We start from the raw sequence: 26,308 nt of genomic DNA, 5'->3' as shown, positions 1-26,308 counted from the left end.
CCCCGTCCCCATTATTTGATCAGCCTTTGACGACCTTGAACGCTTCGCGCGCGGCCTCGAGCGTTGCCTCGATGATGCTGTCGTCGTGTGCGCTGGACAGGAAGCCGGCTTCATACGCCGAGGGGGCGAGGAACACGCCGCGCTCCAGCATCGCGTGGAAGAAGGTGTTGAACGCGGTGATGTCGCACGCGGTCGCCTGGGCGTAGGTTTCCACCTTCTGGTCAGTGAAGAACAGGCCGAACATCGCGCCGACCTGGGTGGTGGTCACTGCCACGCCTGCGTCCGCCGCTGCCGCTTCCAGCCCCGCGCACAGGCGCGCGGCCGAAGCACTCAGGCGATCATGGAAGCCCGGTTCCTGCACCAGTTCCAGCATCGCCAGGCCGGCTGCCATGGCCACCGGATTGCCGCTCAGCGTGCCGGCCTGGTAGATCGGGCCGGCCGGGGAAATCTGCGACATCAGCTCCCGACGACCACCGTAGGCACCCACGGGCATGCCGCCGCCGATGATCTTGCCGAAGGTGGTCAGGTCCGGGGTAACGCCGTAATGCGCCTGCGCGCCACCGAGCGCCACGCGGAAGCCGGTCATCACTTCATCGAAGATCAGCACCGTGCCGTACTGCGTGCACAGTGCGCGCAGGTGCTGCAGGTAGCCCTCGCGCGGCGGGATGCAGTTGGCGTTGCCCACCACCGGCTCGATGATCAGCCCGGCGATGTGCTCGCCCTGTTCGGCGAACAGCGCGGTGGCCGCTTCGACATCGTTGTAGGGCAGGGTCAGGGTGAGTTCGCTCAGCCCGGCCGGGACACCCGGCGAGGTCGGCACGCCCAAGGTCAGCATGCCGCTGCCGGCCTTGACCAGGAACGAGTCGCCGTGGCCGTGGTAGCAGCCTTCGAACTTGACGATGCGGCTGCGGCCGGTGGCGCCGCGTGCCAGCCGGATCGCCGACAGCGTGGCCTCGGTGCCCGAGTTGACCATGCGCACCATCTCGCAGGACGGCACCAGCCGGGTCAGGGTTTCGGCCATGGTGACTTCGGCTTCGCACGGCGCGCCGAAGGACAGACCGTTGCCGATCGCCTGCTTGACCGCCTGGCGCACGGCGGTGTGGTTGTGGCCAACAATCATCGGGCCCCAGGAGCCGACGTAATCGATGTAGCGGTTGTCGTCCACGTCGTACAGGTAGGGGCCATCGGCGCGCTTGACGAAGAACGGCTCGCCACCGACCGATTTGAACGCGCGCACCGGCGAGTTGACGCCGCCCGGCAGCAGCTTCTGGGCGCGGGTGAACAGGGCGTGGGACTGGTCGTGGTTCATGCGGTCGTATCCTGGAAGCAAGCGAGGTAGGCGTGCAGCGTGGCGACCGGGTCGGGCGCGGCGTACACGCTGCTGATGACGGCAACCAGATCGGCGCCGGCAGCGATGAGCGGTGCCACATTGTCCGGGCTCAGCCCGCCGATCGCCACCCGGGGCACCCCGAGTGCGGCGCTTTGCCGCAGCAGGTCCGGTGGGGCGCGGCGGGTGGTGGCCTTGCTGGTGCTGGGGAAGAAGGCCCCGAAGGCGACGTAGCTGGCGCCAGCGGCGACCGCGCGCTCGGCCAGCGCCAGGGTGTCATAGCAGGAGGCGCCGATGAGGGCGTCCGGGCCGAGCAGGGCACGGGCGGCGGCGATATCGCCATCGTCCTCGCCCAGGTGCACACCGGCCGCGCCGACCGCCTGGGCCAGGGCCACGTCGTCATTGATGAGCAACGGCACTGCGTACAGCTGGCACAGGCCCTGCAGCGCAGCGGCCTGGGCGTGGCGCAGGGCCACATCGGCGCTCTTGTTGCGGTACTGCAGCCAGGTGGCGCCGGCCGCCAGCAGCGGCGCGGTGCGCGCCAGCAGCCGCGCGGTATCGGGCTCGTCGGGGGTGATGAGGTAGACGCCGCGGGGCGGCGTGGGGGCTGAAGCGTGATTCATCAATGGCTACCGGTAGCGCAACGGGAGTGGGACAATGAGCGCTGTCAGCTCTTGTCCCGCCGTGATTATCCGATGACCGACGCAACCGCCACCACCTTCCGCACCTGGATGTGCGTTGTCTGCGGCTTCCTGTACCGGGAAGAAGACGGGCTGCCGGACGAGGGCATCGCCCCGGGCACGCGCTGGGAAGACATCCCTGATACCTGGACGTGCCCGGACTGCGGCGTGACCAAGGATGATTTCGAAATGGTCGAGGTCGACTGAGGCACCGCCAGGCGCCGCGTCGCGGCACCGTCAGTGCAGGCGCGGCACCACGCCACCGAGGCCGACCAGCTTGTCGCGCACGAACTGGGCATCGCTGGCCTTGGCATTGCGCTTGAGATACAGCCCCAGGTCGTTGCGCGCGCCGGCCTCGTAATCCAGTTGCAGGTAGGCCATGCCGCGATCGCGCAGCGCGTCGTCCTGTTCGGGTGCCAGCTTCAGCAGGCGGTCGGCACTGCGCGCGGCGCGGTCCCATTCGCCGCGTTCCACGTACACGCCATGCAGGTTGCGCAGCATCCTCATCAGGATCGCGCGTGCCGGGGCCGGGTCCAGGATCTGCGCGAGCACGTCATCGTCGGGGACTTCACCGCCCAGGTGTGAGCGTGCGCGTTCGCGCAGTTCCTCCACGCCCAGTGGGCGGCCGCCGTTGAACGGGTCCATCACCAGCACGCCGTCGTTGAGCGGCAGACGCACCAGGAAGTGCCCGGGGAAGGACACCCCGTCCAGCGGGATGCCGAGCCGGCGCGAGACTTCCATCTGCACCAGCGCCAGCGAGATCGGATTGCCCAGGCGGCGTTCGAAGACCTGGTTCAGATAGCTGTTGCGCGGGTCGTAGTACTCGCCGTGGTCGCCGCTGTAGCCCAGCTCGTCGAACAGGTGGCGGTTGACCGCGGCGATCTTCAGCGGCCACATGTCGATCGTGGCGATCTCGGTGCGCAGGTGGTCGGCGTGACTCTGCAGGACCGCGTCGTAGACGGCGGGGTCCAGATCCGGGTATTCGTCCCGGGCGATCAGCAACGCGGTCGGCAACAGCGGCAGCGCCTCGTCATCCAGCTCGGCCAGTGAGTCCCACGTCGGCAATGTGATCTGCCCCTGCATGGGACAAGACTGGCGACAAACGCGCCGCGATTCAAGGGCGCGGCGCGTTTATCAGGGCACTTTTATTTGCCGTCGGCGATGCCGGGGCCGAAGGTGAGTTCGGTGCCGTCCTTGAGCGCCATCTTTTCGGCCTGCCCGGCGTTGAGTTCCAGCACGTAGCGGGCCGGCTCGCTGCTGGGGTAGGGCGGGCAACGATCGCCGGCCGAACACGGCGGCACATCGCGCTGCTGGCTGACCAGGCGGCGCTGCGCATCGAAGTAGAGGATGTCCAGCGCGATCTTGGTGTTCTTCATCCAGTACGCCTGCAGTTCTTCGCGTTCGTGGATGAACAGCATGCCGTGGTCCTCGGGCATCTGGTCGCGGAACATCAGCCCGCGGGCGCGGGTATCGTCGTTGGTGGCCAGTTCAACGTGGTAACGGTTGCCGTCCAGTTCCACCCAGTGACGGGCGTTGGTGCTGGCACAGCCGGCCAGGGTGAACAGCAGGAGCAGGGGCAGCAGGCGCAACAGGGACATGAGCGTACCTCGTTGGGGCAGCCGGCGCGGGCGCCGGCCACGGGATCACATCACGATCGGCGGCTCACCGCCGATGATCACCACATCGGCCGGGCGGCGCGCGAACAGGCCGACGCTGACCACGCCCGGCAGCTGGTTGAGCTCGCGCTCCAGCTTGACCGGATCGGTGATCTCCAGGTGGTGGATGTCCAGGATCACGTTGCCGTTGTCGGTGACCACGCCCTCTCGCCAGGCCGGCTGGCCGCCGGTCATGTCCATGATGCGGCGGGCGACCAGGCTGCGGGCCATCGGGATCACTTCCACCGGCAGCGGGAACTTGCCCAGCACCTTGACCTGCTTGCTCGGGTCGATGATGCACACGAAGCGCTCGCTGGCCTCGGCGATGATCTTCTCGCGGGTCAGCGCGGCACCGCCGCCCTTGATCAGGTTCTTGTTGCCGTCGCATTCGTCGGCCCCATCCACATACAGCGACAGGTTGCCGGTGTGGTTGAGCTCGAGCACCTCGATGCCGTGCTGCTTCAGGCGCGCGGTGCTCTGGTCCGAGCTGGACACGGCGCCCTTGATGCGGTGCTGGATCTTGGCCAGGGCATCGATGAAGTAGGCCACGGTGGAGCCGGTGCCGACCCCCACGATCATGCCGTCTTCGACGTATTCAATGGCTTTTTCAGCGGCCAGGCGCTTGGCTTCGGACATGGCGGGCAACTCTTGGAGGAAAGGGGTCAGTGCTTTTCCAGCGACAGCAGCAGCTTCCACTGCGCAGCGGTCACCGGGAGGATCGAGAGACGGTTGCCGCGCGCGGTCAGCGGGAATCCTTCGCCCAGCGCATCGGCGTGCAGCTTGATCTCATCCAGCGAAATGGTGTCGCGCAGTTTGCGCTCGAAGGCCACGTCCACCAGCATCCAGCGCGGTTCTTCGCGGGTCGCCTTGGGGTCGTGGTAATCGGATTTGGGATCGAACTGGGTGTCGTCCGGGTAGGCCTCGCTGGCCACCGTGGCCAGCCCGACGATGCCCGGCACCTTGGTGTTGGAGTGGTAGAACATCACCCCGTCGCCGACCTTCATCCCATCGCGCATGAAGTTGCGCGCCTGGTAGTTGCGCACGCCGTTCCAGGGCTCACGGCCCACGCGCTGCAGATCGTCGATGGAAAAGGCGTCCGGTTCGGACTTCATCAGCCAGTAGCGCTTGCGTGCGGTCATGCGGAGTCTTTGATTACGGTAGGTGCCGACCGTTGGTCGGTACGCAGACAAGGGTGGAGACGTCGGTGCAGATCGCATCCACCGCGACGTCCCAGGGTTGCACCGGCAGGTCATCGACCTGCTGGACCGAGAAGCCGACCCCGACCAGCCACGGCGGGGCCGGGCGCTGGTGGCGGAATGCGAAGCTGCGATCATACCAGCCGCCTCCCATGCCCAGCCGGCGACCCTGTGCGTCGAAACCCACCAGTGGCGCGACCACCAGCGCCATCTGCTCCGGTGCGAGTGTGTCGTCCAGCGCGAGATCGGGTTCGGGGATGCCGAAGCGGTTGGTGGTCAGTGCCTGCCCCGGGCGCCAAGGTGCGAAGCGCAGCGTCTTCTCGTGCAGGACCGGCAGGCAGTAGGTCAGGCCGGCGGGCAACTGCATCTGCCAGCGGTGCAGCGCGATCTCGCCATCCATCGCCCAGTAGCCGGCGACATGGCCCTGCGTGGGCGCGAAAGGAAGGGCGAGCAGGCCATCGGCCAACTGTTCGGCGGCGGCCAGGCGCACGGCGGCGGGGAGATCACGGCGGCGTTGGCGCAGCTGCTGGCGCAGTGCGGAGCGCGGGTCGGTCATGCCTGGGTCCGGAGCGTGCGGGAAAGGCGGATAAAACAAGAGCGACGTCCCAAGGGAACGCCGCTCTTGCTGGAATATTGCATTCTCCGCCGTGACGATGCATGCGAAACGACCTTGAACCCGGGGTTCAAGTGGGTACGCTGGGGTTCCATCGGGCTTCCCGCTACAAGGCGGACTTGCACTCCCGGCGCCGTCGCGCACCCGTGGTCGTAATTAAGGGACAAGGCGAATGTTTGCACACGCCGTCGTTCACAGCAGAGAACGCGACGAGGATTATAGCCCTCTTGTGCGATTCGACCAGTCCGTTCGTCGGTCGAATTGCACATCAATTCAGATCAATGAAGACCGCGCGATGCACGTGTGCAATCAAACACCGCGTGGAACCGGGCGCGTGGATCAACCCGCGCTGTCGAAAGCCCGATCCAGGCGGCGATTGAGATCGCTCAGGGTCTGCTGCAGGGCAATGGCCTGCCGGGCGTGCTCATCACGCAGCTGCTGCAGCTCGTGGGCCAGGTTCAGCGCGGCCAGCACCGCGACGCGGTCGACCGCGGCCATCCGGTTGCTGCCGCGGATCTCGCGCATCTTGGCATCCAGCAGCCGGGCAGCGGCGGTCAGGCTCTCGCGTTCCTCGGCCCCCACCCCCACCGTGTATTCACGATCCAGGATGCGGACACTGACCGGTTCGGTCTGGCTCATGTGTGCTGCTCCAGGGACTTGAGGCGGGTGATCATCGCTTCGACCCGGGAGCGGGCCTGTTCGTTCTTGGCCAGCAGCTGGGAGCGCTCGGCCACCAGCTGCTCCTGCTGATGGCGCAGGCTGCGGTTCTCGTCGGCCAGGCGTTCGTTGCGCTCAAGCAACGCCTCGACGCGGGCGGCGAAGGCCTGCAACTGGGCGATGGCGTCGGCGGGTTCCATGTCCGGCACCATAGGCAAGGGCGGACGGGGCGGTCAAGCGAATAATGACGGGGCCTGCCGGCAGTCGGCCCGCCGGTGCCGGGGCGGGGGCCGGGGCGGGCCATGGCAACCCGGTGGACACAGGTGGATTGCTACACTGTGGCGCTCACAAACCGTAGCCCCAAGATGACCGAACTCCCGAGTGTCGACGACGTAAACCAGGCCAGCCAGGCCCTGGGCCTGGGCGCCAGCGCCGCTGAACTGCACGGCGGCCTCTGCGGCTGGCTGTCCGCCGGCGGTGCGCCGGTGCGTGAATGGCCGGCCCGCGTGCTGGCCGATGACAACCTGCCGACCCCGGCCGAAGGTGACGCCCTGGCGCGCCTGCTCGATGCCAGCGTAGCGCAGATGGAAGACCGCGATTTCGCCTTCGAGCTGCTGCTGAGCGATGCCAGCGATACCGCCGCGCAGGCCGATGCGCTGTTCACCTGGGCGCGTGCGTTCCTGGGCGGCTTCGGGCTGGGCTCGGGCCAGAACCGGCCGGCCTTGTCCGAAGAGGGCGATGAAGCCCTGACCGATCTGGCCAAGCTGGCCCAGGCCTCCAGCGAAGACTTCGAAAGCGGCAACGACGACGATGAAGACGCGCTGGCCGAGATCGAGGAGTTCATCCGCGTGGCGGTGCTGCTGCTGCACGGCGACTGTGTGATGGCCGCGCGCCACCGGCAGCGCTTGAACTGAGATGGATATCCGGCAGCTGACCGGCATCTCCGCCGCCGAATACACCCGCCGCCGCCAGCAGTTGATGGAGATGGCCGGCGATGACGCGATCCTGGTGCTGCCGGCCGCATCCGAGCGGGTGCGCAGCCTGGATACGCATTATCCATTCCGCCAGGACTCGGATTTCTGGTACCTGAGCGGCTTCCCGGAACCGGAGGCCGTGCTGGTGCTGATCCCGGGCCGTCGCCATGGCGAGGTGATCCTGTTCTGCCGCGAGCGCGACGCCGACCGCGAAGCCTGGGATGGCGCGCGCGCCGGCCAGGAAGGCGCGGTTTCGCAGTACGGCATGGACGATGCGTACCCGATCGACGATCTGGACGACATCCTGCCCGGCCTGCTGGAAGGGCGCTCGCGGGTGTACTACCACTTCGGCCGCGATGCCGAGTTCGATCTCAAGCTGATCGGCTGGGTCAACCGGGTGCGCTCGCAGGTGCGGCATGGCGCGCAGCCGCCGCATGAATTCCTGGAGCTGGGCCACCTGCTGCACGAACAGCGGCTGTTCAAATCGACCGCGGAAATCGCCGTGATGCAGCGCGCTGCCGACATCAGCGTGCAGGCGCACCGTGCGGCGATGCACGTGGCGCGGCCGGGCATCCATGAGTACGAACTGCAGGCCGATCTGGAGCGTGTGTTCCGTGCCAATGATGCCTGTGCGGCCTACAGCAGCATCGTCGGTGCCGGTACCAACGGCTGCATCCTGCATTACCGCGACAACAACGCGCGCGCGCACGATGGCGATCTGGTCCTGATCGATGCCGGCGCCGAGTACCGCGGCTACGCCAGTGATATCACCCGGACCTTCCCGGTCAATGGCCGCTTCACCGCCGAGCAGCGCGCGCTGCATGATCTGGTCGGTGCGGCGCAGGCTGCGGCACTGGCCCAGGCCCGCCCGGGCAATGCGTACGAGGCTGGCCATCTGGCCGCGGTGGAGACCTTGACCGAGGGCCTGCTGCGGCTCGGCCTGCTCAAGGGCACGCTGGAAGAGAACATCGCCGAAGCGCATTACCAGCGCTTCTACCGGCACAAGACCGGGCACTGGCTGGGCCTGGACGTGCATGACGTAGGCGACTACCGCTTGGCAGGGGACTCGCGGATGCTGGAGCCGGGCATGGTGTTCACCATCGAGCCCGGCCTGTATGTCTCACCGGACGACCGCAGCGTGGAAGCGCGCTGGCGCGGCATCGGGATTCGCACCGAAGACGACGTGCTGATCACCGAGGACGGCCATCAGGTGCTGACCGCGGCGTTGGCGCGCAGTGCCGATGAGATCGAAGAAGAAATGGCCAGGCGCTGATCCGCGCCAGGGTAGCGCCACTCCATGGGGTGGCTCTACGCGGATACCGGGGCGGCGATCAGCGGCCGGCGGCGGGCACACGATGCAGTGCAGGTACCGACCGTGGGTCGGCACCCGCATCGCCGCTCAGCTGGCGGCCGCAAACACCGGGCGGGTCAGGTTGTCCGCATCGCCCTCGGTGCACAGCACCTCGTCCTCGATCCGCACACCGCCATACGGGCGGAAGAAATCCACGCGCTCCCAGTTGATGCTGGCGCCATTGCCGGCCTGCTTCACTTCGTCCAGCAGCATGTCGATGAAGTACACGCCCGGTTCGATCGTGACCACCATGCCCGGCTCCAGCACGCGGGTCATGCGCAGGTACGGGTGACCCTGCGGGCGCTCGATGCGGCCACCGCGGTCGCTGGCGGCAAAGCCGGCCACGTCATGCACCTGCAGCCCGATCAGATGGCCCAGGCCGTGCGGGAAGAAGGCCGCGCTCACGCCGGTGGCCAGCGCCGCTTCCGGCGAGACGTTGAGCACGCCGAAGTCCTTGAGGATGCCCATGAGCGACAGGTGTGCGTCGATGTGCAGCTGCTTGTAGTCCACGCCGGCACGCACAGCGGCGCCCATCTGCTGCTGGGCCGCATCCACGGCATCGATCAGCGCCTGGAATTCGTCATGGCCGCTGGCCGCATAGGTGCGCGTGATGTCGCTGGCATAGCCGTGGGCACTGGCACCGGCGTCGATCAGGAAGCTGCGCAGTGGGGTCGGCGCGCTGCGGCCCAGATCGGTGTAGTGCAGCACGGCCGCATGTTCGTTGAGGCCGATGATGTTGCCGTAGGGCAACTCATTGGCGTCCTGGCCGACCGCACGGCAGTACGCCATGTGGATCTCGAATTCGCTGGCGCCAGCGCGGAAGGCGGCTTCGGCGGCACGGTGGCCGCGCACGCCCAGCCGCTGCGCTTCGCGCATCAGGGCGATTTCATACGGCGTTTTGTAGCCGCGCTGCCAGTCCAGGTAATCGATGACCGGTGCAGGATTGTTCGGCACGAAGGCGCCCAGTGCACTGCGCGGCTCACCGAGGATCGCGCAACGCGCCGCATCCTTGGGCAGCAGCGCCAGCGCCTCGTCGGGCGTGCGGATGATCTGGATATCGACATGCTCCACCCACCAGCCATTCGGCGCACCCGGCACCACGTGCCAGTAATCGAAGGGCTGATGGAAGATCAGGGTCGGGCGCTTGCCGGGGGTGTACACCAGCCAGCTGTTGGGCAGCTTGGTCAGCGGCAGCCAGGCCTTGAAGTTCGGGTTCACCGCATACGGGTAATCGCGATCATCAAAGGCCTGGTAATGCAGGGTGCCACTGGGAATCACCAGATGGTCGAAGCCGCCACGGGCCAGCGCTTCATCGGCGCGCTGGCGCATCACGCTGGCATGGTGGGAATACAGGGCGCCGAGGTCTGGCTGGTTCATGGCATGAAGCTCGCTGGCAGTGCGGAATGCAGCCCTAGATTCTGCCGCAATCCGCCAGCGGGCGCTGTGCCGGAACCGGCGCTCAGACTGCCGAAGTTTCCTCGGCGATCCACTGCCGCAGCTGCTCGCGTGATTCGCGGGGCAAGGTCAGGAAGCGGAAGCCCACCCAGGCCTGGCCCGGTGCATGGGTCTGCTCGCTCCAGAGCAGGTGCACGCCGACGTCGATCAGCAGCGGCTGACCCTGCGGGCCGGGAATGGTGAACTGCAACTGGTACAGCGCATCGTCCTGCATCGGCACCGAGGCCAGCATCAGCATGCCGGTTTCGGAGACATTGCCGAGCCGGCCGATCACGGTCTCGGCCATCAGGTCGGTCACGGGGACCAGCTCGGCCACCTGGCGGCGCGGCGCGCGGCGGGTATCGGGTGTGGTCATTCGGCGTTCTCCGCAGGCGTGCCGGCCAGCGAGCGCAGGGTGCGCAGGGTGGCCTGCCACGCACGGTCAATCAGCCTGCCCTTGTCTTCGGTGACGATCCGCACCTGGCCATGGGCCATCAACCGCGACAGGGCATCCAGCGAGTACTCACCCACCTTCTGCCCACGTTGATTGACGAACAGCGCGTTGTCGGTGATCAGGCTGTACCAGGACAACCGCTGCCGGCGCACGTCGCCCTGCTGGTTGGTGGTGAACTCGAACCAGGTCCCGAAGGGCAGGGTGCGCAGCTGGCGATAGCAGTCGTCCTCGGCGGTGCTGCGCGCGAGCGGGGCGACCTTGCGCGGATCACTGGCATCGGCCTGCTCGCCCAGCCGCGTGCGGGCGCGCAGGCGGGCGGTGAGCTCGGTGCGTGAACTGCTGTCATCCTCGCCGCCGGGCGTGGACAGGCGCCGCGCGATCGCGGCCGCCTCGTCCTGGTGGTAGCCGACCTGCAGCAGAGCGGACTCGACCTGCTGCCCCAGCACATCATCACGCTCGGCCATGCCCGGCGCCAGGCAGGTCACCTCGGCGATCCGGGCAGTTTCCTGCTGGCGCTGCTGCCACTGCGGCGAGGTCTCGCCGTTGCGCAGCAGGGTGAGCGTGAGCACATCCGACCACGCCTGTTTCAGCAGCGCCTGCACGAAGCGCGGGGGCGCGGCCTGTGTGCACAGTTGCTCGATGCTGGTGCTGGCCTGCTGCTTGGCCGCTTCCAGCCGCTCCTTGCCGCGGGCGGCTTCGACATGCCGCCGCTCGGCCAGTTCGGCCTTGTGGGCCAGGGCGCGGAAGTGCTGATGGATCTCCTCGTTGGCGGTGTCGAAGACCGCCACATCGCCGTCGTACTCGTTGACCACCTGGTCGACGGCGTGGCCGAGCTTCTGCACCAGCTGCGGGTCCACATCCTCCTCGCCCAGCCAGTTGGCGCCGGCCTCGGCCACCGCATTGAGCAGCTCGCGCGCCGGGTGCTGGTCGCGCACGAAGAAGGCCGGGTCGGACAGGGCCGCGCGGGCAACCGGCACCTGCAGGCGGGTCAGCAGGTCGGCGGCCAGGGCCTCGGGCCGCACCTCGCGCTGGATCTGCCCGTAGAGCATGTCGAGCAGATCGAAAGTGTCGCTGTCCTTGACCGTCAATGACGCCTGCGCGCCATGCTCGGCACGGACCTGGGCGAGCAGCGCGTTGTGCAGATCGGCCATGCTGCGGCGGGCGCCGCCGGGGGCGACCGCTTGGCTCTGCAGCCTGGCCAGCGTGGCGTGCACGGCTTCGGCCGGTACCGCCAGCGCGGGGGGCGCCTCGGGCGCCAGGAAGGCGTTTTCCGTGGGCGTGGCAACGGCCTGGGCCGAGGCGCCGACGGCTTGCGCGGCCAGCGCTGCGCCGCCAGGTACCGCGCCGGCCGCATGTGCCTGCCGGGCAGCGCCCAACAGCTGGTGCAGCGCTGACATTGCCGGTGCACCGAGGTCGGCTGCAGCGGGGCTGGTGGGGGCGCTCGGCGCTGACACGGACGCCGATGCCGTCGGCGGTGCCGCCGCCGCGTCACCGATGGGTGCGGTGCCGTCCGGCGCGGCGGACGCCGTGGCCAGTGCCATGGCTTGCTCGGTCATCGCTGCCCAGCCGGTACTCGGCGCGCTGCCGTTCCAGCCGGTCAGGGGCCGCGCCGCCGCGCCGCCGCGTGCGCCGGGCGGGCCACGCTCGGGACCGGTGATGATCCGGCGCGTGGTTGCCGAGCGGGCGAGATAGGGGGTGTACACCAGCCCTGGAAGCACGCCTTCGTGCGCAAGCAGGATATTGGCGCGTTCGAGCAGTTCACCCAGCCGCTCCAGCAATTGACGGTCGAACACGCGGTAGAGCGCCAGCTGTGTTTCCAGGCCCAGCGCGAAGTCTTCACCCAGTTCGCGCACGATCCGGCACAGCGCCTGCGGCCCGAACGGCAGGTCATCGACATCGAAGGCCGGTCCGGCGGCGAGCACCCCGAAGCGCTGGCCGAGCAACTGCAGGGCGGTGGCCGAGCGCTGGGCTTCGCGGCGGATGATGTCCACCAGCACGATGTCGCGGTCCACGTCGGTGTCGTTGACCAGGGTCAGCGCGGTAGCCGAAACGGATACCTCGGTCGGGACGATGCGCTGGGTGTGGCGGGGGCCGCGCAGGCTGGCCAGGCTCACCGCCACCGCCTCCAGGAAGCGGGGGCCGAACTGCGCGTTGACTTCATGCAGCTGGCGCGCCTGCGCGAAGATGTCCGCCTGGATCTGGCTGTTGCGCGCGCGCTCGGCATCGCGGAACAGCTCGCGCTCGAGCTCCACGATGGTCAGCTTGAGCGGCGCGGTGAGGGTCTGCACTGCCAGCCCGTGCAGCGCGGCCAGCAGGCGGCGCACGCGCGGCGGCGCGGCCACGTCCGCAAAGCGGGTCATGTCGGGCTGGGACGACGAAGGTGCGGGCGCAGACATCCGATGTTCTTCCAGCTCCCCTGAGAACACGGAATCTAACGGTTTCGCCCGGTCCCTGCCAGAAGCGACACGGTTCGGGGTTCCCGGCGCCGGCCAGCGGCCGGCATTACCGTCCGGGCAGGCGCCGCCTGCTCAGGGCAGGAACAGCTCGACCACGTCGTTGGTGAAGCGCCGGCCCAGTTCGGTAGGGATGACCTCATCGCCGGTCACGGTCATCCAGCTCTTGGCCACGGCAATGCGCAGCGGCTCGGCGATCCGCGCCCGGTCCAGGCCGGTACGCGATTCAAAATCCTTCAGGCTGAAGCCTTCATGCAGGCGCAGCAGGTTGAGCATGTACTCGAACGGCAGGCGCTCGGCGCTGATCACATCGTCGCCGCCGATCGAGGCTGCGGTCCCGGCAGTGTCCATGAAGGTCTGCGGATGCTTGTGCTTCCAGCGGCGCAGCACGTGTTCTTCGGCGCCGCTGCTGATCTTGCCGTGTGCACCGGCACCGATCCCCAGGTAGTCGCCAAAGCGCCAGTAATTGAGGTTGTGCTGGCTCTGCCGGCCGGGTTTTGCGTAGGCGCTGACCTCGTACTGCGCATAGCCGGCCTCGGCCAGCATCTGCTGGCAGTGTTCCTGGATGTCCCATGCCGAATCTTCGTCGGGGATGCCCTGCGGCGGCCGCGCGAAGAACACGGTGTTCGGCTCCAGGGTGAGCTGGTAATGCGACATATGCGTGGGCTGCAGCGCGAAGGCGCGCTCCAGGTCATGCTCGGCCTGGGCCAGCGTCTGCTGCGGCAGCGCGTACATCAGATCGATGTTGAAGTTGTCGTAGCCGGCGTCCTGCGCCAGCTTCACCGCCCGCTCGGCCTCGCCACTGTCGTGGATGCGGCCCAGCCGCTTGAGCGCCTCGTCGTTGAAGGTCTGGATGCCGAAGCTGATCCGGTTCACACCGGCGGCGCGGTAACGGTCGAAACGACCATGCTCGGCGGTGCCCGGGTTGGTCTCCAGCGTCACTTCCAGGTTCGGCGCGAAGCGCAGCCGGGCCGAGGCGGCCTGCAGGAAGCGGTCGATCGCCTCCGGCGGGAACAGGCTCGGCGTGCCGCCACCGAAGAACACACTGCTCACCACCCGGCCCCAGACCAGCGGCAGGTCCTGATCGAGATCGCGGATCAACGCGTCGATGTAAGCCTCGAACGGCAGCTCACCCTTGGCCGCATGCGAGTTGAAATCGCAGTACGGGCATTTGCGGACGCACCACGGCAGATGCACGTACAGCGCCAGCGGCGGCGTCACCAGCCGCGGTGCGTGGTCGTGATCACCCGTGCAGGTTTCGCCGGGCAGGTGGGAACAGTGGTCGTGTGCCATCACAGCAGGGCGGGCAGCTTCTGCTTGAGCAGCTGCAGGGCTTTGGCGCGGTGGCTCATCGCGTTTTTCAGGTCCGGCGCCATTTCTGCGGCGGTCTGCGCCAGCACCGGGTCCAGGAACAGCGGGTTGTAGCCGAAGCCGTGGCTGCCACGCAGCTCATCGAGGATCACGCCTTCCCAGCTGCCTTCGCAGATCAGCGGCTGCGGATCATCGGCATGGCGCAGCAGCACGATCACTGCATAGAAGCGGGCGCTGCGACGCTCGGCCGGTACGTCGCGCATCGCCTCGAGCAGCTTGGCGTTGTTGGCGGCATCGTTGGTCGGGCTGCCGGCATAGCGCGCGCTGTACAGGCCGGGTGCGCCGTCGAGCGCATCCACGATCAGGCCCGAATCGTCGGCCAGCGCGGGCAGGCCGGTGCTCTGGCAGGCATGGCGCGCTTTGATCAGGGCGTTCTCGACGAAGGTCAGGCCGGTTTCCGGCACGTCGCTGACACCCAGCTCGCCCTGCGCCACGATCTCCAGCGGCAGGCCGCCGAGCATGGCCTGCAGTTCCTTCAGTTTGCCGGCGTTGCCGCTGGCCAGGACCAGTTTCATTGCTTGGGCTCCAGCAGATCCCACGTGTTGCCGTACAGATCGCCGAACACCGCGACCGTCGCGTAGACCTCCTCGCGTGGGGTTTCGAGGAAGACCACGCCCCGCGCGGTCATCGCCGCGTGGTCGCGCCAGAAATTATCGGTGTTCAGGAAGAAGCCGACCCGGCCACCGGTCTGGTTGCCGATCCGCGCGCGCTGCTCCTCGTTGCTGGCACGCGCCAGCAGCAGGGCCGCCGCGCTGGCGTCGGCCGGCCCGACCACCACCCAGCGCTTGTCGCCCTGGTCGATGTCCTGGAGCAGGCTGAAGCCCAGCGCGCCGGTGTACCAGGCGATCGCCTCGTCGTAGTCGGCCACCACCAGGGTGGTCAGGGCGATGCGACGGTTCATGCCTGGGCCAGGGCTGCCTGCTGCGCAGCGAACAGATCCTTGATGCCCTTTTCGGCCAGGACCAGCAGCGCATCCAGCTCATCGCGGCGGAAGGCATGGCCTTCGGCGGTGCCCTGCAGTTCGATGAAGCCGCCGCCGTCGTTCATCACGACGTTCATATCGGTATCGCAGTCGCTGTCTTCGGCGTAATCCAGATCCAGCACCGGGGTGCCGCGGTACACGCCAACCGACACCGCCGCGACCGCGCCGAAGATCGGGTTGCGCTTGATGTCGCCGCGCTTGATCAGGAAGTTCACCGCATCCACCAGGGCCACGTAGGCGCCGGTGATCGCCGCGGTGCGGGTGCCGCCGTCGGCCTGCAGCACATCGCAATCGAGCGTGATGGTGCGCTCGCCGAGCGCGCCGCGGTCGATGCAGGCGCGCAGGGTGCGGCCGATCAGGCGCTGGATCTCCAGCGTGCGGCCACCCTGCTTGCCGCGGGCGGCTTCGCGGTCGTTACGGGTGTGGGTCGAACGCGGCAGCATGCCGTACTCGGCCGTCACCCAGCCTTCGCCCTTGCCGCGCAGGAAACCCGGTACGCGGTTTTCCACGCTGGCCGTGCACAGCACGCGGGTCTCGCCGAAGCTGACCAGGACCGAGCCCTCGGCGTGGCGGGTGAAGGCGCGCTCGATGCGCACTTCGCGCAGCTGGTCGGCCTGGCGGCCACTGGGACGGGAATCAGTCATGCTCAAGTTCCGGTAAGACGAGGGATGCGGGGCCACGCCCGGGCCGGGGACCGGCGGGCGAGGAGGCTCTAAGGAGACCGCTAGGGTACCATTTGCACTTTGAGAGCACCGGAAACCCGCATGATTCGAAGCATGACCGCCTATGCCAACGGCGAGCGCGCCACCCGCTGGGGCACGCTGGCCTGTGAGCTGCGCTCGGTCAACCACCGGTTCCTGGAGGTCGGCGTCCGCCTGCCCGAAGAACTGCGTGCGTTGGAGCCGCACCTGCGCGAGCGCGTCGCTTCCCGCTGCAGCCGCGGCAAGATCGATCTGGTCATGCGCCTGCGCGCGCCGGAGGTCACCGGTGCACTGGTGGTCAACGATGCGCTGCTGGGCCAGCTCGGCGAGCTGGCCACCCGGCTGTCCTCGGGCTTCCCGAGCCTGCAGGTGAGCTTCACCGAACTGCTGCAGATGCCGGGCGTGATGCAGGGAGAGGCCGTGGATGCCGCCGCGCTGCATGCCGAAGCCCTGGCGCTGCTGGATACGGCGCTGGACGGCTTCGTCGCCGCGCGTGAGCGTGAAGGCGACAAGCTGGCCAGCGCGATCCAGGAACGCGTGGACAGCATCGAGCGCATCGCCGCCGAGGTCACCACCCTGATCCCGCTGATCCGCGAGGGCCAGCGCACCAAGCTGGCCGCCCGCCTGGCCGACCTGCCGCACCCGGTCGATCCCGGCCGGGCCGAACAGGAACTGGTGATGTGGCTGCAGAAGCTGGACGTGGATGAGGAGCTGGACCGCCTGGGCAGCCATATCGCCGAGATCCGCCGCGTCTTCAAGCAGCGTGAGCCGGTCGGCCGCCGCCTGGACTTCCTGCTGCAGGAGTTCAACCGCGAGGCCAATACGCTGGGCTCCAAATCGGTGGACAGCCGCACCTCCAATGCCGCCGTCGAGCTGAAGGTGCTGATCGACCAGATCCGCGAACAGGTGCAGAACATCGAATGAGCAGCCAGATCCCGCCCGTCGGCGCGCCTGCGCGCGGCACCCTGTACATCGTCGCCGCGCCCTCCGGGGCCGGCAAGAGCAGCATCGTCAACGCCACCCTGGCCCGCGACCCGCAGATCGCCCTGTCGATCTCGTTCACCTCGCGCGCCACGCGCCCGGGTGAGATCAATGGCGAGCACTACCACTTCGTCAGCGCCGAGGAATTCGAGCGGATGATCGCCGCCGGTGACTTCTTCGAGCATGCCTGGGTCCATGGCGACTGGAAGGGCACCGCGCGGCAGTCGGTCGAGCCGCAGCTGTCGGCCGGCCAGGACGTGCTGCTGGAAATCGATTGGCAGGGCGCCCAGCAGGTCCGCCAGCTGGTGCCGGGCACGGTCACCGTGTTCATCCTGCCGCCGTCCAAGCAGGCGCTGCAGGACCGGATGCGCAAGCGCGGGCAGGACAGCGAGGCGGTGATCGCCCAGCGCCTGTCCGCCGCGCGTGAAGAAATGCTGCACTTCAACGACTTCGACTACGTGATCGTCAACGAGGTCTTCGAGACCGCGGTGGACGAGCTGTGTGCCATCTTCACGGCCAGCCGCCTGCGCCGGGAGGCCCAGAAGGTCCGCCACGCGGGCCTCATCCAGGCCCTGCTGACCCAGGATCCGGCCACAACCGACTGATTCTCAACGGGGTGCTAGCCGGTTGGCTTGATTTTGTCCAGCCCTGGCCGGTACAATCCGTCCCCTTTCCCTCATTCGATTGAGCAGCCCTCACCGGCTGCCGGGAGCCCGCATGGCCCGCATCACCGTAGAAGATTGTCTGGAAGTCGTGAACAACCGTTTCGAACTGGTCATGATGGCGTCCAAGCGCGCCCGTCAGCTGGCCAATGGCGTCCAGGCCACCCTGGACAACAGCGAAACCGAAGACAAGCCGACCGTGCTGGCGCTGCGCGAAATTGCCGCCCGCAAGATCGACAACGCCCTGATCGACGAAGTCGAGAAGGCCGAGCGCGAGCGTGCCGAGCGTGAAGCACTGGAATGGGCCGCTGCCGAAGTCGTCGCCGACGAAGACATGTCCAAGAACGACGACTGATCGCCTCGCGCGTCCGTTGTTGTTGCTGCGAACAGCCCGCCTTTTGGCGGGCTGTTTCGTTTGTGCCGCCAGTCGCTGTGGTGAGGGCGTGTTGTTGCAGGTGAAACTCCCTGTTCAGGATTTGCCGATATCACGCCGCTGGCATAGTCTTTGAGCATGAACCCAGGCCCCACTGCCAAGGTCGCCACGCCCGCCGGCGCGGCCGTACCCGACTATGTCCTCCAGCTTGAGCGCGCAGCGCACTATCTGCCGCCCGACCAACTGCCACTACTGCGCCGCGCCTGGGAAGTAGGCGCCGCCGCGCATGCCGGCCAGACCCGCAAGTCGGGCGAACCCTACATTACCCATCCGGTCGCCGTGGCCCAGGTGCTGGCCGAGCTCGGCCTGGACGTGGAGGCGCTGATCGCTGCGATCCTGCACGACACCATCGAAGACACGCCGCTGACCCGCGAGGAGCTGGCCGCCGAGTTCGGCGAAGCCGTGGCCGAGCTGGTCGATGGCGTGACCAAGCTGGACAAGCTGAAGTTCCGTGATCGCCAGGAAGCGGCGGCGGAGAGTTTCCGCAAGATGCTGCTGGCGATGTCGCGCGATCTGCGCGTGATCATGATCAAGCTGGCCGACCGCCTGCACAACATGCGTACGCTGGGTGCGCAGAGCCGCGAGGCACGTGGCCGCATCGCCCGCGAAACGCTGGAAATCTACGCCCCGATCGCGCAGCGGCTGGGCATGAGCCTGGTCAAGAGCGAGCTGCAGAACCTGGGCTTCAAGGCGCTGTATCCGTGGCGCCACGCGATCCTGGAAAAACACATCCGCAGCCAGCCGGTGGTGCGCCGCGAGGCGATGGCGCAGGTGGAAGTGCAGTTGAGCCAGCGCCTGGCCAAGGAAGGGCTGGAGCATCGCCTGGTCAGCCGCATCAAGACCCCGTGGAGCATCTACAACAAGATGCACGACGAGAACAAATCCTTCGACCAGGTCATGGATGTGTTCGGCTTCCGCCTGGTCGTGCGCAACGTGCCCAGCGCCTACCACGCGCTCGGCGCGGTGCATGCCACCTTCAAGCCGCTGGATGGGCGCTTCCGCGATTTCATCGCGATCCCCAAGGCCAACGGCTACCAGTCGCTGCACACGGTGCTGTTCGGGCCGTATGGCTCGCCGATCGAGGTGCAGATCCGTACCGAGGAGATGGACCTGATCGCCGAGCGCGGCGTGGCCGCGCACTGGACCTACAAGTTCGGGGGCGACTCGCCCAACAGCGCACAGAGCCGTGCGCATGCGTGGATCGTGGAGTTGATCGATTCGCAGCGTGCCGCCGGCTCGTCGCTGGAATTCCTGGACAACGTCAAGGTGGATCTGTTTCCGGACGAGGTCTATCTGTTCACGCCCAAGGGCAAGATCCTGGCGCTGCCGCGCAATTCCACGGCGCTGGATTTCGCCTATGCGGTGCATACCGATGTGGGCAACATGGCGGTCGCCTCGCGGGTGGACAAGAAGCTCGTCCCGCTGCGCACCAAGCTGGTCAGTGGGCAGACGGTGGAAGTGATCACCGCGCGTTCGGCCACGCCCAAGCCGCAGTGGCTGGAGTTCGTGGTCAGTTCCAAGGCGCGCACGGCGATCCGTCATCAGCTCAAGCAGCTCGAGCACGAGGACGCGGTGCAGTTGGGCCATCGGATGCTGGACCGCGCGCTGGAGGCGATGGACAGCTCGCTGGAGCGGTTGCCGAAGGGGCGCCTGGATGCGTTCCTGGCCGAGCACCGGTATCCGCGCCTGGAGGCCCTGCTGGCCGAAGTGGCGCTGGGCAACTGGATGCCGAACCAGGCCGCGCAGGCGCTGATGGCGTATGCGGAGCTGCGCGGTGGGGCGCATTCCAAGCATTCGCAGGAAAAGATCCTGATCAATGGCAGCGAGCGCGGGGTAGTGAGCTTCGCGAACTGTTGTCAGCCGATTCCGGGCGACGACATCATGGGCTACCACACGGCCGGCAAGGGCATCGTGGTGCACCGTCTGGACTGCCCGAACCTGGCCGAGCTGCGCAAGTCGCCGGAGCGCTGGGTGCCGATCGGGTGGGATACGACGGTATCCGGGGATTACGACACCTCGTTGATCGTCGAGGTGGAGAACGGGACCGGTGTGCTGGCGCAGTTGGCGGCGGCGATCGCGCAGAGCCATTCCAACATCGAGCGGGTGGATTATCTGGACCGCGATTTCAATGCGGCGGTGCTGGCGTTCAATATCCAGGTGCGCGATCGCAACCATCTGGCGGAAGTGATGCGGCGTCTGCGGCGGTTGTCGGTGGTGCAGTCGGTCAGGCGCCAGTAACGCGCGAGCTGCTACCCGTCAACGGCGGTTCACGTGCGCCTTCTTCCTGCGTGGGGGATGTGACGGGCAGGCCGGGGCAGGACCCGCTGCAAGTACGTCCCTGTAAGCTCGTGTGTTGCCATCCATGGCAACACACGGTCCTGCCCCGGCCCACCCGTCACCTCCCTGCCAGGGCGTGCGGGGGTGCGGAGACAGGTGGCGTGGCTACCGCGAACGGATGGGTCATTGGTGCTGCGCGGTTGGGGGGGCGTCCACGCATGGCGTGGCGCTACCCTTGGGGGCGCTACAATTGCGTTCCCCCTTTTGAATCGTGGAGCTTCCATGTCCCGTCAGATCATTACCAGTGCCAAGGCCCCGGCGGCCATCGGTCCGTATTCGCAGGCTGTGCGTGCGGGCAATACCGTGTACTTCTCGGGCCAGATTCCGCTGGATCCGGCCACCGGTGACATCGTGGGTGTGGGCGATATCGAGGCGCAGGCGCGTCGTGCGTTCGACAACCTGAAGGCCGTGGCCGAAGAGGCCGGTGGTTCGCTGGATCAGATCGTCCGTCTGGGCCTGTACCTGACCGATCTGGGCGAGTTCGCCAAGGTCAATGCGGTCATGCAGGATTACTTCAAGGCGCCGTTCCCGGCACGTTCGACCATCGAAGTGGCGGGTCTGCCGAAGGCGGCCAACTTCGAAGTCGATGCGGTGATGGTGCTCGACCAGGCCTGACGTGGCGCGGTCACGGGCTCCTGCACCGGCGCTGGCCGCAGCCGGGGAGGCATCGTTGTCGATGCTCTCCGGTATCGGGCCGGCCGTGGCGATCAAGCTGGCCGCCCGTGGCCTGTCGTCGCTGCAGGATCTGTGGCTGCATCTGCCGCTGCGCTATGAAGACCGTACCCGGCTGACCACCATTGCCCAGTTGCAGCCGGGCGTGGCGGCGCAGGTGGAGGGGCGGGTGAGTGCGGTCGAGCGCGGGTTCCGCTATCGGCCGGTGCTCAAGGTCGCGATCGAGGATGATTCGTACGGCACGCTGGTGCTGCGTTTCTTCCACTTCCGCGCCCAGCAGGTCGCGCAGTTTGCCGTGGGCACGCGCATCCGCTGCTACGGCACCGCCAAGCCTGGCCATCACGGGCTGGAGATCGTCCACCCCAGTTACCGGGTGATGGGCGGCAATGAAGATGACGAGCTGGGCGACAGCCTCGATCCGGTCTATCCGGCGGTCGAGGGGGTTGGCCCCGCCACGATGCGTAAATTCATCGGCCTGGCGCTGGACAGGCTGCCGGAAGAATCCACGCTGGAACTGCTGCCGGCCGGGTGGTTGTCCGGGCTGGGGTTGCCCTCGCTGCGCAGTGCGCTGCTGACCGTGCACCGGCCACCGCCGGACGCCGATCTGGTGGCGCTGGCCGCGGGCCGGCATCCGGCGCAACGCCGATTGGCCATCGAAGAACTGCTGGCACACCACCTGAGTCTGCGCCGTCAGCGCATGGCGTTGCAGGCGCATCACGCGCCCTCGCTGCGCGGTCAGGGTGCCTTGGTGGCGCAGTTGCGCGACAGCCTGCCGTTCCAGCTGACCGGTGCGCAGCAGCGCGTGTTCGAGCAGATCCGCAAGGACCTGGCCAAGGCGCATCCGATGCTTCGGCTGGTGCAGGGCGATGTCGGCTCGGGCAAGACCGTGGTGGCCGCGTTGGCGGCGATGCTGGCGGTGGAGCGGGGCAAGCAGGTCGCATTGGCCGCACCCACCGAGCTGCTCGCCGAGCAGCATATGAACAATCTGCGCGCCTGGCTGGAGCCGCTGGGCGTGCGCACGGCGTGGCTGGCTGGCAAGGTCACCGGCAAGGCGCGCACCAAGGTGTTGGCCGAGGTCGCCTCGGGCCAGGCGCAGGTGGTGGTCGGTACGCACGCGCTGATGCAGGACAGTGTGGTGTTCAAGGATCTGGCACTGGCGATCGTCGATGAGCAGCACCGTTTCGGCGTGCACCAGCGGCTGGCGCTGCGCGACAAGGGGGCGGGTGGGCGCAGTGTGCCGCACCAGCTGGTGATGACGGCGACGCCGATTCCGCGCACCCTGGCGATGTCCGAGTACGCTGATCTGGATGTCTCGGCGATCGACGAACTGCCGCCCGGGCGCACGCCGGTGCAGACCGTTGCGCTCAACAATGATCGCCGGCCGGAGTTGATCGAGCGTATCGCCGTCGCGTGCCGCGAAGGCCAGCAGGTGTACTGGGTCTGCACGCTGATCGAGGAAAGCGAAGAGCTCGATGCCACGCCCGCGCAGGCCACGTTCGAATCGCTGCAGGCGCTGCTGCCGGGCGTGCGCGTGGGGCTGGTGCACGGGCGGCTGAAGGCGAGTGAGAAACTCGCCACGATGGTCGCCTTCAAGGCCGGCGAGATCGATCTGCTGGTGGCCACCACGGTGATTGAAGTGGGCGTGGACGTGCCCAATGCCTCGTTGATGATCATCGAGAATGCCGAGCGCCTCGGCCTGGCCCAGCTGCACCAGCTGCGCGGCCGGGTGGGGCGCGGCTCGGCCGTATCGCGTTGCGTGCTGCTGTACCAGGCGCCGTTGTCGAACATGGCGCGCGAGCGGCTGGAAACGATGCGGCAGACCAACGATGGCTTCCTGATCGCCGAGAAGGATCTGGAGCTGCGTGGCCCGGGCGAATTGCTGGGCACGCGGCAGACCGGCCTGGCCGGGTTCCGGATGGCCGATCTGGCCCGCGATGCGGATCTGCTGCCAGGTGTGCACGCGCTTGCCGAGCGGCTGCTGGCGGAGGCGCCTGACGTGGCCGATCAGGTGGTGCGACGCTGGATCGGCGCAGCCGTGCGGTACGCGTCGGCATAACGCGCGGGCGGTCGGCAGGGGGCGAAGGCCGGCGCGCGTCCTTCCACGATCAGAGCCATTTCGCGGCTGGTAGGCCTGTCGGCAAAATCAAGGAGGAGGTAGCCGCCGCCAGGCGGATACCGGGGGACATTTGCAGACAGGCCTGCCGGCCGCGAAGTGGCCCATCCGATTGCGGTCGAGTAATCGAAGCAGGAGCCACGCACATTCAACGCCCGTCGGCTTTGTGGCCAACGTGAGGCGTCGGCGGGCGCCGCCTTGTATTTGTCATGACAGGGTGCGAAAGTCCCTTGCCGATTATCAAGACGGCAACGATGAGCAAGAAGATTCCGCTGTTGATCGACACCGACCCCGGTGTCGATGATGCCCTGGCCCTGTTGATGGCCTTCGCCGATGAGCGCCACGATATCGTTGGCCTGACCATCGCCGCCGGCAACGTAGGCCTGGACCACACGGTCCGCAATGCCCTGAAACTGTGCGAAGTGGCTGGCCGCGACGATGTGCCGGTCTACGCCGGTACCGCCGACCCGCTGCTGCACCCCTCTGTCGATGCCGCCCATGTGCACGGCGCCGATGGCTTTGGCGATGTGAACCTGCCGGCCGCCAAGCGCCAGGCCGAGGCCGAACACGCTGCGCTGGCGATCCTGCGCCTGTCGCACGAATACGCCGGTGAGCTGTTCCTGGTCGCACTCGGCCCGCTGACCAACCTGGCGCTGGCCCTGAAGCTCGACCCGACCCTGCCGCAGCGCGTGAAGCGCTTCCTGGTCATGGGCGGGGCGGTGACCTGCCACGGCAACATCACCCCGGCCGCCGAGTTCAACATCGCCTTCGATCCGGAGGCGGCGCACATCGTGTTCACCGGCTTCCCGCACATCGAAGTGGCCGATTGGGAGGCCACCGTCGCCCACGGCCTGCTGCATGCCGACGTCGAGCAGTGGCTGGCGGCGGACAGCGACAAGGCCCGTTTCTACGAGCTCATCTCGCGCCAGACCCGCCTGTGGTCCGAAGACAGCCGTGGCGAGCGCTGGTACGCCGCCGATGCCCTGGCGATGGCCTGGGCGCTGCAGCCGGAAGGCGCGCTGCGGGTCGAATCGCGTCCGCTGAACGTGGAACTGGCCGGCGTGCACAGCCGGGGTGCTACCATTGTCGACTGGAACCGCCAGACCGGGCAGCCTGACAACACTCAGCTGCTGATGGCCTACGACCAGGGTCGCTTCGAGGCCCAGGTGAGGGCGGCACTCGGCGTCTGATGACGCCGCTGCGGCGGACCTTTCGCACGGTTGATGGACCCGGCTTGCCCTTTGCGGCGGCCGGGACTATAATGCCGCTCTTGACCACCAGCCCTTATTACGGTGCGCGCCCATGAAGGCCGATATTCATCCTGCTTACCGCGACGTGGTTTTCCACGACGTTACCTCTGATTTCAAGATCCTGACCCGTTCGACCATGTCCACCAAGGACACGATCAAGTGGGAAGACGGCAACGAGTATCCGCTCGTCAAGGTTGAAATCTCCTCGGCTTCGCATCCGTTCTACACGGGCAAGCACAAGGTGATCGACACCAGCGGCCGTATCGACAAGTTCCAGAAGCGTTTCGGCAAGCCGGCGCCGACCGCGGCCTGATCTGTCGACGCAGCTGCTTGAAAACAACGGTCGCCTCGGCGGCCGTTGTTTTTTGTTGTCCCCGGTTTGCTGAACGCCAGGTGAGGCCTGCATGCCCCGCCGACGGAACGCTGTGTCCGTGCGTTGGCGCGAGCCCTTGCGCGCGCTGGCACAGCGCCTGCGGTGCGGCCTGGAAGCTGCGTCTACGACTTCCGTCCTAGGGCGTCAAAAATGTTGCTGTGCGATAATGGCGGGATCCACGATAACGATCGTGGACTTCCTTCACGTGCCTGACCCATGCGCTTGGGCGGGCGCCTTCCCTCGAGGAGCGCACACAGTGTCCGATCTTGATCAGGTCACGCTCAACGCCGGCGACACGTCGGTTGTTCTGCCAGTCATCAAACCCACGCTCGGCAACGATTGCGTCGATATTTCGAAGCTGACCAAGGAAACCGGTCTCTTCACGTACGACTCCGGCTTCACCGCCACCGCCAGCTGCAAGTCCGCCATCACCTATATCGACGGTGACAAGGGCGTGCTGCTGTATCGCGGCTATCCCATCGAGCAGCTCTCGGAAAAGTCGAGCTACGTCGAAGTGGCCTACCTGCTGATCAACGGCGAGCGTCCGAGCGCCGAGCAGCTGAAGGCCTTCACCGACGAGCTGGCGGCCGAAGCCGATGTGGATCCGTCGATCAACACGCTGATCGGCAGCTTCGCCAAGGATGCCCATCCGATGGCCATCCTGACCGCCGCCATCGCGCAGCTGTCGGGCATCTACCACGCCTCGCTGGACCTGTCCGACGCCGAACAGCGTCGCCACGCCGCGGTGCGCCTGATCGCCAAGGTGCCGACCCTGTCGGCCCTGATCTACCGCCACGGCAAGGGCCTGCCGGCCAACAAGCCGGACACCTCGCTGGATTACGTCAGCCGCTTCCTGAAGCAGACCTTCGAGTCCGCCGATGGCCAGTACGAGCTGAACCAGGACGTGGTCAAGGCACTGGATCTGCTATTCATCCTGCACGCCGACCATGAGCAGAACGCCTCGACCTCGACCGTGCGTCTGGTCGGTTCGACCGGCGCCAACCCGTACGCATCGGTCGCCGCGGGCGTCACCGCGCTGTGGGGTCCGGCCCACGGCGGTGCCAACGAAGCCGTGCTGAAGATGCTGGAAGAGATCGGTTCGGCCGACAACGTCGAGTCCGCCGTGCTCAAGGCCAAGGACAAGACCTCCGGCTTCCGCCTGATGGGCTTCGGCCACCGCGTGTACAAGAACTTCGACCCGCGCGCCAAGGTCATCGGTGAGATGACCGGCAAGGTGCTCAAGCAGCTGGGTGTGCAGGATCCGCTGCTGGACGTGGCCGTCAAGCTGGAACAGGCCGCGCTGCAGGATGACTACTTCGTCGCCCGCAAGCTGTACCCGAACGTCGATTTCTACAGCGGCATCATCTACAAGGCGCTGCAGATCCCGACCGAAATGTTCACCGTCATGTTCGCTCTCGGCCGTACCTCCGGCTGGGTGGCACATTGGCTGGAACAGCAGGTCGATCCGGAAATGAAGATCGGCCGTCCGCGCCAGGTCTACACCGGCAGCGACGTGCGCGACTACCAGGGCTGATCGCCCCGGCAGGTTGTGATAAAAACGTCCCGCACTGCGGGGCGTTTTTTTTTGGGGTGCCGGACACCTCTTTTCATACTTCTTGCATGGGCCTCACTTCGATCG

General features: G+C 67.2%; 28 protein-coding genes and 1 other RNA gene. 12 read left to right on the top strand and 17 right to left on the bottom strand.

Annotated elements, in window-relative coordinates:
* Positions 1–19 precede the first annotated feature (19 nt).
* Both hemL and thiE read right to left on the bottom strand, forming a co-directional pair.
* The gene (hemL, locus tag AC1DIQ_RS04435; protein WP_152152561.1) at positions 20–1,309 is read right to left on the bottom strand and encodes a glutamate-1-semialdehyde 2,1-aminomutase; all 1,290 of its coding nucleotides are present in this window, start codon (positions 1,307–1,309) and stop codon (positions 20–22) included.
* The gene (thiE, locus tag AC1DIQ_RS04430; protein WP_152152559.1) at positions 1,306–1,950 is read right to left on the bottom strand and encodes a thiamine phosphate synthase; all 645 of its coding nucleotides are present in this window, start codon (positions 1,948–1,950) and stop codon (positions 1,306–1,308) included. The genes hemL and thiE overlap by 4 nt, the downstream gene beginning before the upstream one ends.
* 72 nt (positions 1,951–2,022) lie before the next feature.
* On the opposite strand from thiE, the gene AC1DIQ_RS04425 reads away from it, so the two are divergent.
* Positions 2,023–2,214 (top strand): rubredoxin, encoded by a 192-nt coding sequence (locus AC1DIQ_RS04425; protein WP_121039493.1) that lies wholly within the window; start codon positions 2,023–2,025, stop codon positions 2,212–2,214.
* A 30-nt stretch (positions 2,215–2,244) separates the two neighbouring features.
* Here the strand turns inward: AC1DIQ_RS04425 and AC1DIQ_RS04420 are convergent, their stop codons facing one another.
* The 8 genes from AC1DIQ_RS04420 to AC1DIQ_RS04385 form a co-directional block, all read right to left on the bottom strand.
* Positions 2,245–3,090, bottom strand: a complete 846-nt coding sequence (locus AC1DIQ_RS04420; protein ID WP_478049478.1) for a SirB1 family protein — start codon at positions 3,088–3,090, stop codon at positions 2,245–2,247.
* 62 nt (positions 3,091–3,152) lie between these two features.
* Entirely contained in the window at positions 3,153–3,605 is a 453-nt protein-coding gene (locus AC1DIQ_RS04415; protein WP_121039487.1) for a DUF192 domain-containing protein, read from the bottom strand.
* Positions 3,606–3,650: 45 nt separating this feature from the next.
* Complete coding sequence (gene rpiA, locus AC1DIQ_RS04410; protein ID WP_121039484.1) at positions 3,651–4,298, bottom strand: ribose-5-phosphate isomerase RpiA; 648 nt, start codon at positions 4,296–4,298, stop codon at positions 3,651–3,653.
* Between the two features lie 26 nt (positions 4,299–4,324).
* The gene (locus tag AC1DIQ_RS04405; protein WP_121039481.1) at positions 4,325–4,801 is read right to left on the bottom strand and encodes an EVE domain-containing protein; all 477 of its coding nucleotides are present in this window, start codon (positions 4,799–4,801) and stop codon (positions 4,325–4,327) included.
* A 13-nt stretch (positions 4,802–4,814) separates the two neighbouring features.
* Complete coding sequence (locus AC1DIQ_RS04400) at positions 4,815–5,414, bottom strand: 5-formyltetrahydrofolate cyclo-ligase (protein ID WP_121039478.1); 600 nt, start codon at positions 5,412–5,414, stop codon at positions 4,815–4,817.
* Between the two features lie 79 nt (positions 5,415–5,493).
* A non-coding RNA gene (ssrS, locus tag AC1DIQ_RS04395) (6S RNA) lies at positions 5,494–5,678 on the bottom strand.
* A gap of 132 nt (positions 5,679–5,810) precedes the next feature.
* Positions 5,811–6,110 carry a cell division protein ZapA gene (locus AC1DIQ_RS04390; protein ID WP_019183856.1) on the bottom strand — a complete coding sequence of 100 codons (300 nt, stop codon included), beginning with the start codon at positions 6,108–6,110 and terminating at the stop codon, positions 5,811–5,813.
* Positions 6,107–6,328 (bottom strand): TIGR02449 family protein, encoded by a 222-nt coding sequence (locus AC1DIQ_RS04385; RefSeq protein WP_121041210.1) that lies wholly within the window; start codon positions 6,326–6,328, stop codon positions 6,107–6,109. The genes AC1DIQ_RS04390 and AC1DIQ_RS04385 overlap by 4 nt, the downstream gene beginning before the upstream one ends.
* A 165-nt stretch (positions 6,329–6,493) precedes the next feature.
* Here AC1DIQ_RS04385 and AC1DIQ_RS04380 point away from each other — a divergent pair, with 165 nt between their 5' ends.
* Together AC1DIQ_RS04380 and AC1DIQ_RS04375 are read left to right on the top strand one after the other, a co-directional pair.
* Complete coding sequence (locus tag AC1DIQ_RS04380; protein ID WP_121039475.1) at positions 6,494–7,042, top strand: UPF0149 family protein; 549 nt, start codon at positions 6,494–6,496, stop codon at positions 7,040–7,042.
* Positions 7,043–7,049: 7 nt separating this feature from the next.
* A complete protein-coding gene (locus AC1DIQ_RS04375) occupies positions 7,050–8,375 on the top strand; it encodes an aminopeptidase P N-terminal domain-containing protein (RefSeq protein ID WP_121041208.1) in 1,326 nt (441 codons plus the stop codon).
* Between the two features lie 126 nt (positions 8,376–8,501).
* Here the strand turns inward: AC1DIQ_RS04375 and pepQ are convergent, their stop codons facing one another.
* The 7 genes from pepQ to rph form a co-directional block, all read right to left on the bottom strand.
* A complete protein-coding gene (pepQ, locus tag AC1DIQ_RS04370) occupies positions 8,502–9,830 on the bottom strand; it encodes a Xaa-Pro dipeptidase (protein ID WP_152152555.1) in 1,329 nt (442 codons plus the stop codon).
* Positions 9,831–9,912: 82 nt separating this feature from the next.
* Positions 9,913–10,263 (bottom strand): PilZ domain-containing protein, encoded by a 351-nt coding sequence (locus tag AC1DIQ_RS04365; protein ID WP_478049477.1) that lies wholly within the window; start codon positions 10,261–10,263, stop codon positions 9,913–9,915.
* Complete coding sequence (locus tag AC1DIQ_RS04360) at positions 10,260–12,737, bottom strand: DUF1631 domain-containing protein (protein ID WP_478049476.1); 2,478 nt, start codon at positions 12,735–12,737, stop codon at positions 10,260–10,262. The genes AC1DIQ_RS04365 and AC1DIQ_RS04360 overlap by 4 nt, the downstream gene beginning before the upstream one ends.
* A 132-nt stretch (positions 12,738–12,869) precedes the next feature.
* On the bottom strand, positions 12,870–14,087 hold the full coding sequence (hemW, locus tag AC1DIQ_RS04355) for a radical SAM family heme chaperone HemW (protein WP_226956627.1): 1,218 nt from the start codon (positions 14,085–14,087) through the stop codon (positions 12,870–12,872).
* Positions 14,087–14,680, bottom strand: a complete 594-nt coding sequence (rdgB, locus tag AC1DIQ_RS04350) for an RdgB/HAM1 family non-canonical purine NTP pyrophosphatase (protein WP_183073697.1) — start codon at positions 14,678–14,680, stop codon at positions 14,087–14,089. Before rdgB ends, hemW begins: the two co-directional genes overlap by 1 nt.
* The gene (locus AC1DIQ_RS04345) at positions 14,677–15,066 is read right to left on the bottom strand and encodes a VOC family protein (protein ID WP_478049475.1); all 390 of its coding nucleotides are present in this window, start codon (positions 15,064–15,066) and stop codon (positions 14,677–14,679) included. Before AC1DIQ_RS04345 ends, rdgB begins: the two co-directional genes overlap by 4 nt.
* Entirely contained in the window at positions 15,063–15,791 is a 729-nt protein-coding gene (rph, locus tag AC1DIQ_RS04340; RefSeq protein WP_088432674.1) for a ribonuclease PH, read from the bottom strand. The genes AC1DIQ_RS04345 and rph overlap by 4 nt, the downstream gene beginning before the upstream one ends.
* A 120-nt stretch (positions 15,792–15,911) precedes the next feature.
* Between rph and AC1DIQ_RS04335 the strand changes: the two genes are divergently transcribed.
* The 9 genes from AC1DIQ_RS04335 (at position 15,912) to AC1DIQ_RS04295 (ending at position 26,203) form a co-directional block, all read left to right on the top strand.
* Positions 15,912–16,772 carry a YicC/YloC family endoribonuclease gene (locus tag AC1DIQ_RS04335; RefSeq protein WP_478049474.1) on the top strand — a complete coding sequence of 287 codons (861 nt, stop codon included), beginning with the start codon at positions 15,912–15,914 and terminating at the stop codon, positions 16,770–16,772.
* On the top strand, positions 16,769–17,434 hold the full coding sequence (gene gmk, locus AC1DIQ_RS04330) for a guanylate kinase (RefSeq protein ID WP_455900118.1): 666 nt from the start codon (positions 16,769–16,771) through the stop codon (positions 17,432–17,434). Before AC1DIQ_RS04335 ends, gmk begins: the two co-directional genes overlap by 4 nt.
* Positions 17,435–17,546: 112 nt before the next feature.
* Entirely contained in the window at positions 17,547–17,846 is a 300-nt protein-coding gene (rpoZ, locus tag AC1DIQ_RS04325) for a DNA-directed RNA polymerase subunit omega (protein WP_005410877.1), read from the top strand.
* Positions 17,847–18,002: 156 nt separating this feature from the next.
* Positions 18,003–20,162, top strand: coding sequence for a RelA/SpoT family protein (locus tag AC1DIQ_RS04320; RefSeq protein WP_121039451.1), 2,160 nt, complete (start codon positions 18,003–18,005; stop codon positions 20,160–20,162).
* 321 nt (positions 20,163–20,483) lie between these two features.
* Positions 20,484–20,876 carry a RidA family protein gene (locus AC1DIQ_RS04315; protein WP_121039448.1) on the top strand — a complete coding sequence of 131 codons (393 nt, stop codon included), beginning with the start codon at positions 20,484–20,486 and terminating at the stop codon, positions 20,874–20,876.
* Between the two features lies 1 nt (position 20,877).
* On the top strand, positions 20,878–22,989 hold the full coding sequence (recG, locus tag AC1DIQ_RS04310) for an ATP-dependent DNA helicase RecG (RefSeq protein ID WP_121039445.1): 2,112 nt from the start codon (positions 20,878–20,880) through the stop codon (positions 22,987–22,989).
* A gap of 311 nt (positions 22,990–23,300) precedes the next feature.
* Positions 23,301–24,236, top strand: a complete 936-nt coding sequence (locus tag AC1DIQ_RS04305; protein WP_088432679.1) for a nucleoside hydrolase — start codon at positions 23,301–23,303, stop codon at positions 24,234–24,236.
* 112 nt (positions 24,237–24,348) lie between these two features.
* Positions 24,349–24,609 carry a type B 50S ribosomal protein L31 gene (locus AC1DIQ_RS04300; protein ID WP_019183873.1) on the top strand — a complete coding sequence of 87 codons (261 nt, stop codon included), beginning with the start codon at positions 24,349–24,351 and terminating at the stop codon, positions 24,607–24,609.
* 316 nt (positions 24,610–24,925) lie between these two features.
* The gene (locus AC1DIQ_RS04295; RefSeq protein WP_121039442.1) at positions 24,926–26,203 is read left to right on the top strand and encodes a citrate synthase; all 1,278 of its coding nucleotides are present in this window, start codon (positions 24,926–24,928) and stop codon (positions 26,201–26,203) included.
* Positions 26,204–26,308: the final 105 nt, after the last annotated feature.

The organism is Stenotrophomonas sp. 05L413, assembly GCF_056397945.1.
Note: the sequence above shows the minus strand (reverse complement) of the source record. Positions and strands in the feature narration are given on the sequence as shown.

Bases quoted from the DNA above. Each gene is read 5' to 3' on its own strand.
- hemL (WP_152152561.1), bottom strand. From the start codon at position 1,309: ATGAACCACGACCAGTCCCACGCCCTGTTCACCCGCGCCCAGAAGCTG.
- thiE (WP_152152559.1), bottom strand. From the start codon at position 1,950: ATGAATCACGCTTCAGCCCCCACGCCGCCCCGCGGCGTCTACCTCATC.
- AC1DIQ_RS04425 (WP_121039493.1), top strand. From the start codon at position 2,023: ATGACCGACGCAACCGCCACCACCTTCCGCACCTGGATGTGCGTTGTC.
- AC1DIQ_RS04420 (WP_478049478.1), bottom strand. From the start codon at position 3,090: ATGCAGGGGCAGATCACATTGCCGACGTGGGACTCACTGGCCGAGCTG.
- AC1DIQ_RS04415 (WP_121039487.1), bottom strand. From the start codon at position 3,605: ATGTCCCTGTTGCGCCTGCTGCCCCTGCTCCTGCTGTTCACCCTGGCC.
- rpiA (WP_121039484.1), bottom strand. From the start codon at position 4,298: ATGTCCGAAGCCAAGCGCCTGGCCGCTGAAAAAGCCATTGAATACGTC.
- AC1DIQ_RS04405 (WP_121039481.1), bottom strand. From the start codon at position 4,801: ATGACCGCACGCAAGCGCTACTGGCTGATGAAGTCCGAACCGGACGCC.
- AC1DIQ_RS04400 (WP_121039478.1), bottom strand. From the start codon at position 5,414: ATGACCGACCCGCGCTCCGCACTGCGCCAGCAGCTGCGCCAACGCCGC.
- AC1DIQ_RS04390 (WP_019183856.1), bottom strand. From the start codon at position 6,110: ATGAGCCAGACCGAACCGGTCAGTGTCCGCATCCTGGATCGTGAATAC.
- AC1DIQ_RS04385 (WP_121041210.1), bottom strand. From the start codon at position 6,328: ATGGAACCCGCCGACGCCATCGCCCAGTTGCAGGCCTTCGCCGCCCGC.
- AC1DIQ_RS04380 (WP_121039475.1), top strand. From the start codon at position 6,494: ATGACCGAACTCCCGAGTGTCGACGACGTAAACCAGGCCAGCCAGGCC.
- pepQ (WP_152152555.1), bottom strand. From the start codon at position 9,830: ATGAACCAGCCAGACCTCGGCGCCCTGTATTCCCACCATGCCAGCGTG.
- AC1DIQ_RS04365 (WP_478049477.1), bottom strand. From the start codon at position 10,263: ATGACCACACCCGATACCCGCCGCGCGCCGCGCCGCCAGGTGGCCGAG.
- AC1DIQ_RS04360 (WP_478049476.1), bottom strand. From the start codon at position 12,737: ATGTCTGCGCCCGCACCTTCGTCGTCCCAGCCCGACATGACCCGCTTT.
- hemW (WP_226956627.1), bottom strand. From the start codon at position 14,087: ATGGCACACGACCACTGTTCCCACCTGCCCGGCGAAACCTGCACGGGT.
- rdgB (WP_183073697.1), bottom strand. From the start codon at position 14,680: ATGAAACTGGTCCTGGCCAGCGGCAACGCCGGCAAACTGAAGGAACTG.
- AC1DIQ_RS04345 (WP_478049475.1), bottom strand. From the start codon at position 15,066: ATGAACCGTCGCATCGCCCTGACCACCCTGGTGGTGGCCGACTACGAC.
- rph (WP_088432674.1), bottom strand. From the start codon at position 15,791: ATGACTGATTCCCGTCCCAGTGGCCGCCAGGCCGACCAGCTGCGCGAA.
- AC1DIQ_RS04335 (WP_478049474.1), top strand. From the start codon at position 15,912: ATGATTCGAAGCATGACCGCCTATGCCAACGGCGAGCGCGCCACCCGC.
- gmk (WP_455900118.1), top strand. From the start codon at position 16,769: ATGAGCAGCCAGATCCCGCCCGTCGGCGCGCCTGCGCGCGGCACCCTG.
- rpoZ (WP_005410877.1), top strand. From the start codon at position 17,547: ATGGCCCGCATCACCGTAGAAGATTGTCTGGAAGTCGTGAACAACCGT.
- AC1DIQ_RS04320 (WP_121039451.1), top strand. From the start codon at position 18,003: ATGAACCCAGGCCCCACTGCCAAGGTCGCCACGCCCGCCGGCGCGGCC.
- AC1DIQ_RS04315 (WP_121039448.1), top strand. From the start codon at position 20,484: ATGTCCCGTCAGATCATTACCAGTGCCAAGGCCCCGGCGGCCATCGGT.
- AC1DIQ_RS04305 (WP_088432679.1), top strand. From the start codon at position 23,301: ATGAGCAAGAAGATTCCGCTGTTGATCGACACCGACCCCGGTGTCGAT.
- AC1DIQ_RS04300 (WP_019183873.1), top strand. From the start codon at position 24,349: ATGAAGGCCGATATTCATCCTGCTTACCGCGACGTGGTTTTCCACGAC.